Genomic DNA, 6,883 nt, shown 5'->3' with positions numbered 1-6,883 from the left:
ACCGACCGTCACGGAGCCAACAGTCGTGTCTTATAGTCACCCAAACAACCGAATTTGGGAGGGATTGAGCAGCAATCTAAGCAAACTCACAAAATACGTTTTAGAGGAAGGTACAAACATTTCTATGCTTTTCAAGATTTCACAAAATAAGGAACAAATTACTTTGCTCCTTATTTATATATCGTAGGCTGTGATGCTGTTTTTTTTGATTTTAACTATGAGAGGCAATGTTGTTTTTCGATTGTGCCGTTTTTTTATGGTTTTGAGTTAATTGTTTATTATTTATCTTTATTCCGAACCATAGCAATACGATAACTATCCATATTACAATCGTTTCGGGGATTAGAGTTGCTATCTCTTCAACATTATTGAGCAAAGAAAAAAACAGTATGGTTAGCCAACGTAGCACGAGTATTGCGATGATAAACCAAGCAATGTATTTTCCTCCCGTCCTCTCCTTATGGAAAGCCATAATGAGCAAGGCAACCCCAAAAACGACATTCTCAACCCCAATGATATGCCACACATAAGTGAACACAACTTTATTATGAGCATCCATTGTTGAATGATTCAGAGAAGCAATAGCCGTTTCTAATCCGTTTAGTGTGTGAGTAACCGCCGATAATAAGCACACAAGTCCTACAATTAGGTAAAAGTAATTTCGTATCATCGTATTATATTTTTAATTTATCTTTGATTATCAAATAAATAAAAACAAAAAGATAAGACAACAACAATAACAAATTCGCTCCTCCCAGACTATCTTCTATTGTTTTTTGTTCCAAAAAAGTATCCCAATGTTGTGCTAAATAAATCTGGTTATCGGCAAAAACATTGGCTTTATGAGCCGTCGGAACAATAAAAAACATTCCATTAACAAATACAACTGCTGAGAGAAGAAACAAAGTAACATCTGTTTTCCGAATTGTTTTTTGAAAAAGAAATAAGCCATTTCCACATAAGAAAAGAACGATTCCTGGAATGCTTGCATAATTCATAATAGGAGTGATGAAATGCCGTTGCCAAACCACAAAATCATCAGGCAAAAGAGGTTTCGTGGCGATAATATTCATTGCTATAAAAGAAGCAATGCTTCCCAAACTCAATGCAAATCCTACCGTTATAAAAAACAGAGAGACAGCGACAAAAATGTTATTTTTTGTTTTCATTTTACAATTTCTTTTTCAGGCAAAATTATAACAACGAAAACAACTGACAATTACCTTTGGTTAATAAATGATTATCTATTCAGAAAATATTTTCCTGCGAATACGGCTAAGCGATTGAGGCGTAATTCCCAGGTAAGAGGCAATATAATACTGCGGTATTCGCTGGTTTAATTCCTTAAATTGCTGTAAAAAAGTTTTGTACCGCTGGGTAGGTGTTTGCTTATGTAGGTCGTAAATATATAAAATCGTTTTGTGAAAAGCCTCCTCTACGAGCAGTCGGTTAAATCGTTCTCCGTATTGTACTTTTTGGCAAAGGTTATGCAAATCTGTATATGAGATTTTGTATAAAACACTATCTTCCAATGCTTCGAATGATTTCAACGAAGGTGTTTGCGTGGATAAGCTCACAAGGTCGCACATAAATGAATTTTCGTAGTTGAAATGTACCGTTTGTTCATCAATATATTGGCGAAATAATCCTTCTTTTATGAAATAGAGATACTTGCAAATGTTATCTGCTTTTAAAATATGAGTGTTTTTGGGTACCGATATTTCAGAGAACAATCCTTTTATCAATTCTCTCTCTTTCAAAGAAAGAGGAACGTAATTCTGTATGGCGTTGAGAAGTGCTTCCATTTTGTATTGTTTTTCCGCAAAGTTATAATAATTTGCAAAATTAAGCTTTTTCGGCAAAAGATAGGATACAAAAGGAAGCGTAAGGTTCGCAACACGCGTTAGCTGTGTTTTCAAATTTAGATTTTGCTGCTTGATAGAAGTAACATTTTTCTGGTAGGAGCGCCTGTAGAGGCGCAATGAATTGCGTCTCTGCGGGAGATGCTACTCTTTTTATGAGCATACTTATTATGAATTTTCTTTAAAAAACTGCTCTAATCGATGTTTGCTCTTTTCATAGGCGGGCGCTTGCATATCCATCGCCATTGCCGAGAGGAAAAACTCTATGGGGCCGTAAAATTTCGAACCGGTAAAGGTTCGCACGCTCCAAAGAATAAACTTCCGTATCCAATCGGGGAGGTGGATAATTTTTATCGAATTCCCACAGGCTCTAAGCGCCAATTCGCCAATTTCATTTTGCGTAAACACTTGACAGCCACCTACGCTTATCTCTTTAGAATCTTGTTCGATAGCCTCAACGACAACCTTTGCCAAATCCTCACCGTGTATCGGATTGAGTTTGAAATTTCCGTCGCCGAAAAGATACAGCTTGCCCATTTTCGCCATTTTCAGAAAATCTCCCATATCCGAAAAAAATGCCGTAGGGCGCACGATGCAGTACGCCAATCCCGACGCTTTCAAATACTCACCGAGCTTCTCCTTCGCCTCGCAAATTTTCAGATTACGCAGCTTTTCTCCGTTGAAAACCGATATGTAAATGAACTTTTCCACGCCGCTCTTTTTCGCTTCATCAATAAGGTTCGCATTGGCTCGGAAATCGACATCCATATAAGTCAAATGGTCTTTTTGTCGCGTAATCCCGATACAACTTATCACCACCCGAACATCGTCAAAAAGTCCTTGTAGCGTCTCAGGACAAGTAACTTCCGCCTTTTCTATGCTGAAGTTACTATCGAGGAAAGCTATTTTCTGTGGATTTCTGACGATTATTTTCGTTTTGAAGCCCTTCGATAGCAATTCTTTGGTGATGTATTTTCCTAAATATCCTGTCGCACCTGCTACTAAAACTTTATCTTTCATATTTTTATTCATGAGTGTTGCTATTTTTAAGTGTTCGCAAATTTATAATTTTTTCAAAAAATATAAATCGCCGACAAGGGTGATTCCGTAGCGGTTTTTGAACGATACTTTTTTATGTGCTACTTTATCGCTTTTCGGGAAAATTTTGTCCCAGCAGGTAGTTCCAGCAGGCATTTTTTTGTTTGTATTCATATTGTTGAAATTTGAGTTTTACAATTAATTCATTTATTCTTGATTTTCCGTATCTTCCTTAAATACAATCCTATTGCCAGATAAATCAGTAGCGGAATGAGTCCGAAAGTTGGTGAAATGAGTAGGGTTTTGTCGGGCGAGACAACGGCAAAGCCTTCGGAAATTAGCGGATTGAGGGCATCTTCCATCGTGTGCATCAAAACGACCAACCAAACCTCAATCAACTGCCACCAAGCTAAATAGGGAATCACTTCTGAAAGTTTTTGATTTGGTGTTCATTTTATTGATTATCATTTTTTTTAGTTTATTGGTTTTGGTCTGTATAATTCCAATAGACGATTGTGGCAATATATCCTGTGATACTTGTCAGCAGTAAAATGGCGTAGCTCAAATTATTGAGTGATAATTTGTATTGGATTGCTACACCACTGTAAAGCCCTGGTACTGCCCACGGAAAATAAGCCCCATAACCCGTTACGGCAATTATTTGTGAAAAGACTAACGTCAGCATAACAAAGCCCAGTGGAGCCAGATAGCCCTTCCCCCAAAGTGCAAAAAAAGCAATCGGAACACTCACTAAAACAGCTAAAAAAGTGGTAACGAAGTAATCGATTAGCAGTTGTGCCAATGTGTTTGTGCTTGTCAAAGGAAGTTGCAAAAGCATACCGAAAACAAAGGCAAGTAATAAATTGGACAGAACGAGTAATAAACACCAAAAAAAACAAACCATAAATTTTGCGTTTAAAATGGTTGTTCGCGAGGTGGGGAGTGCCAATAAATCTTTTGCCGTTTTATCCGAATATTCACGACCAAAAATCCAACCGATTACAAATCCGAACAGCAAAACCCCGCCAATACCTACGGCTTGCGTAAGAATACCGATATACGATTCCCAATTTGCTTGAAGATTCATCGCTTCGGCTTTGACAATCAAGGCACTTGCTTTTGCCGACATATCGCCGTTTTGCATAACAAAAATAAAAACAGCTCCCATAACGGGTGCTATTCCAAATGCAATGAACGTAGCCCAAAGGATTTTTGCGCGTTTTACTTTTATCAATTCTGCTTCAATGGCTTGTATGAGTTGTTTCATCATTTGTGATTGTTAATGGTTCGTAGGAAAAACATTTCCAAATCTTCCGTAAATAAAAAGATTTGTTTTGGAGGAAGTCCGCATTCCGTCAGTAGTTTTGAAATGTGTTCGGGATGCGCAACGGCTTGCGGACTTGAAATTTCTATTTCGTCAGTATTGGTTTGTACAGCCGAATAATTTGAGTTTTGCAGGCAATGAAGTGCTTTTTGATTATCGGTTGTTTGTACCAAAATTTTTTTGATGATTTGGTTTGATAATTCGTCTGTTGTCAGTTCTTTAATAAGTTTTCCTTCGTGAATAATGCCGATGCGATGAGCAAGTTTCGAGATTTCGCCCAGTATATGACTGGAAAGAAAAATGGTAGAACCTTTTTGGGCAAGCTCAATTAAGAGGTTGCGCACTTGCACAATGCCTTCGGGGTCTAATCCGTTAATGGGTTCGTCTAAAATTAATAGTTTTGGTTCGTGTACCAGTGCTTTGGCAAGTCCTAACCGCTGTTGATTTCCGAGTGATAATGCTTGGGCAGGGGTGTTTTTGTATTTTGTGAGTTTTAATTTTTCGATAATATTTTCGATGGCGTTTTTGTCGGTCAAATGACGCAATTTGCCTATCACTTTTAAATTTTCGTAAACTGAGAGATTGGGATACGAATAAGGCGTTTCGACCAAATAACCGATGTCGTTCCGGTTTTGAGATTTCGAAGTTATTGGTTTTCCGAAAAGCGAAATCGTTCCGCTATCGGGTTTAATCATCCCCAACAACATACGGATTAGGGTGGTTTTACCGGCGCCGTTAAGCCCCAGAAAACCATAAATTTCACCTTGTTTGACGTGAATGGAAATATTGTTTACCGCAAGGGTTGCCCCAAAGCGTTTGCTCAGTGAGTTGGTTTGTATAACTTCCATCGTGCTTGTTGTTTTTTTATATGATAGATACACTATAATTTGCGTGTTTTTTTGTAATGGATACGCAATAAATTGCGTATTTACGTAACGATGTTCTCCAAAAAACGCAACTACATTTCCGAAAAAACATAGCTACGTTTTTGAGAAAACCTAACTATTCTTTTTGGAATTCCAACGTATCGAGCATTTTTTTGAGGTCTTTGCCGGGTGTGAAAAGCACTTTGGCGCCTCTGATGCTTGCTGTGGTAACTTCTTTTTCGGAGGTTTTACCGTCGCTACTGATACTCACGCGCAGGCTCCCGAGTTCGCCCAAACGAACCGCATTGCCGTCGGCTAACGAACTCTGCATCACATCGACCAAAGCGTACAGAACGGCACGAATGTCGGCACCGCTTACCGTACTTATCTTTTCGATTTCTTTGGTGAGGTCAACCAATGTTTTTTCGCCCGAAATAGTGTTGGTGGCATAATACTTTTTGTCGCCTCCGCCGCTTACGCCAGGCTGTACCCGCTGAATTACTTTATACTTTATAGGCATAACAATAAAAATTTTAAATGAAACGATTTGTTTTAAAACTGCTACAAAGGTAACGTTTTTTTATGACTTTGTTGTTTTGTTATATTATTTTGTTCATTTGTGTTTGTATCGTTGATTTTTAGTTTTACAATTTTATTGATTATGAAGTAAATAATTTTTCTTTTTCCGTATCTTCCTCAAATACAAGCCTACCTCTAAATAAATCATCAACAGAGTGAACCCAAATTTTGTGTCCACTCCATTGATAATCATATCTTTTTGAATTCTGAATTTCTTACAAATTCTCCTTAAAAAACGTTTCCAATTTATCAAACGGAATCACTCCTGCCTGATTGTCGTAAAAGTCGGTGTGCTTGGCGTTGGGAACAATAAACAACTCCTTGTTTTTGCTTCCTACGGATTGGTAGGCATCTTCGCTCATATAGCGGGAATGAGCGTTTTCTCCCGCAACGATAAGGGTCGGGACATCTATTTCGTGAGCATACGACAGCAATGGAAAATTTAGAAACGAAAGCAGTGTAGTGGCTGTCCAAACCTGATTGGAAACCGAACGCTCGTGGAAACCTCTCGGAGTTTTATAAAACTCAATATAATCGTTCAGGAACTGAGGAACTTTATCGGAAGGAGCGTCTGGCATCGGATAGCCAGGAGCAGGCATTCCCGTTTCGGCATCCGTCCAACGAAGCGCATTGAGCGAACGCTTCATTTCTAGACGCATTTCGGGTGTGTTACTGTCGAAATATCCTTTGCTAAAGACGCGAGACATATCGTACATTACCATCGTCGCCACCGCCTTTATTCGCGTGTCGATAGCCGTAGCGTTCAGGGCAAATCCGCCCCAACCGCAGATGCCAATAAGCCCTATTTTTTCTCTGTCCACAAAGGGTTGAAGCCCCAAGCAATCGACCGCAGCCGAAAAGTCTTCGGTATTGATGTCGGGTGAGGCTACATTGCGAGGTTCGCCACCGCTTTCGCCTGTATAAGAAGGGTCAAAAGCCAAGGTTACAAAACCTCTTTCCGCCATCATCTGGGCGTAAAATCCGGAGGCTTGCTCCTTTACCGCTCCGAATCCACCGCAAACGGCAAGAGCTGCAAGTTTCTTGCCTTCGCTGTTTTTCGGAAAATACAAATCGCCGACAAGAGTTATGCCGTAACGGTTTCTGAACGTTACTTTTTTATGTTCTACTTTATCGCTTTTCGGGAAAATTTTGTCCCAACAGTCAGCACCGGAGTGCATTTTTTTGTTTGTGTTCATATTGTTGAAATATTAATG

At 39.1% G+C, this 6,883-nt stretch carries 9 protein-coding genes and 1 pseudogene; all 10 read right to left on the bottom strand.

The annotated features are described in order from the left end of the window. Window positions 1-211 precede the first annotated feature (211 nt). The gene (locus tag Q4A89_RS00885; RefSeq protein ID WP_303183003.1) at window positions 212-670 is read right to left on the bottom strand and encodes a hypothetical protein; all 459 of its coding nucleotides are present in this window, start codon (window positions 668-670) and stop codon (window positions 212-214) included. A 4-nt stretch (window positions 671-674) separates the two neighbouring features. Beyond that, window positions 675-1,169: a hypothetical protein gene (locus tag Q4A89_RS00880; RefSeq protein ID WP_303183001.1), complete on the bottom strand. Its 495-nt coding sequence runs from the start codon at window positions 1,167-1,169 to the stop codon at window positions 675-677. A 75-nt stretch (window positions 1,170-1,244) separates the two neighbouring features. Continuing rightward, window positions 1,245-1,919, bottom strand: a complete 675-nt coding sequence (locus Q4A89_RS00875; protein ID WP_303183000.1) for a Crp/Fnr family transcriptional regulator — start codon at window positions 1,917-1,919, stop codon at window positions 1,245-1,247. A gap of 111 nt (window positions 1,920-2,030) precedes the next feature. Further along, window positions 2,031-2,882 carry an SDR family oxidoreductase gene (locus Q4A89_RS00870; RefSeq protein WP_303182998.1) on the bottom strand — a complete coding sequence of 284 codons (852 nt, stop codon included), beginning with the start codon at window positions 2,880-2,882 and terminating at the stop codon, window positions 2,031-2,033. Between the two features lie 60 nt (window positions 2,883-2,942). Next, a pseudogene (locus Q4A89_RS00865) lies at window positions 2,943-3,074 on the bottom strand (alpha/beta hydrolase); the annotation flags it as partial. 29 nt (window positions 3,075-3,103) lie between these two features. Continuing rightward, on the bottom strand, window positions 3,104-3,325 hold the full coding sequence (locus tag Q4A89_RS00860) for a hypothetical protein (protein ID WP_303182997.1): 222 nt from the start codon (window positions 3,323-3,325) through the stop codon (window positions 3,104-3,106). Window positions 3,326-3,378: 53 nt separating this feature from the next. Next, entirely contained in the window at window positions 3,379-4,170 is a 792-nt protein-coding gene (locus tag Q4A89_RS00855; RefSeq protein WP_303182995.1) for an ABC transporter permease, read from the bottom strand. Beyond that, window positions 4,167-5,072 (bottom strand): ABC transporter ATP-binding protein, encoded by a 906-nt coding sequence (locus Q4A89_RS00850; RefSeq protein WP_303182993.1) that lies wholly within the window; start codon window positions 5,070-5,072, stop codon window positions 4,167-4,169. Before Q4A89_RS00850 ends, Q4A89_RS00855 begins: the two co-directional genes overlap by 4 nt. Window positions 5,073-5,226: 154 nt before the next feature. Further along, window positions 5,227-5,610, bottom strand: a complete 384-nt coding sequence (locus Q4A89_RS00845) for an HU family DNA-binding protein (protein WP_095896587.1) — start codon at window positions 5,608-5,610, stop codon at window positions 5,227-5,229. A 274-nt stretch (window positions 5,611-5,884) separates the two neighbouring features. Continuing rightward, entirely contained in the window at window positions 5,885-6,865 is a 981-nt protein-coding gene (locus Q4A89_RS00840; protein WP_303182989.1) for an alpha/beta hydrolase, read from the bottom strand. Between the last annotated feature and the right edge of the window lie 18 nt (window positions 6,866-6,883).

Origin of the sequence: Tannerella sp. (assembly GCF_030528505.1) — a bacterium.
Classification (GTDB): domain Bacteria; phylum Bacteroidota; class Bacteroidia; order Bacteroidales; family Tannerellaceae; genus Tannerella.
This window is presented reverse-complemented; position numbering and strand designations above follow the sequence as displayed.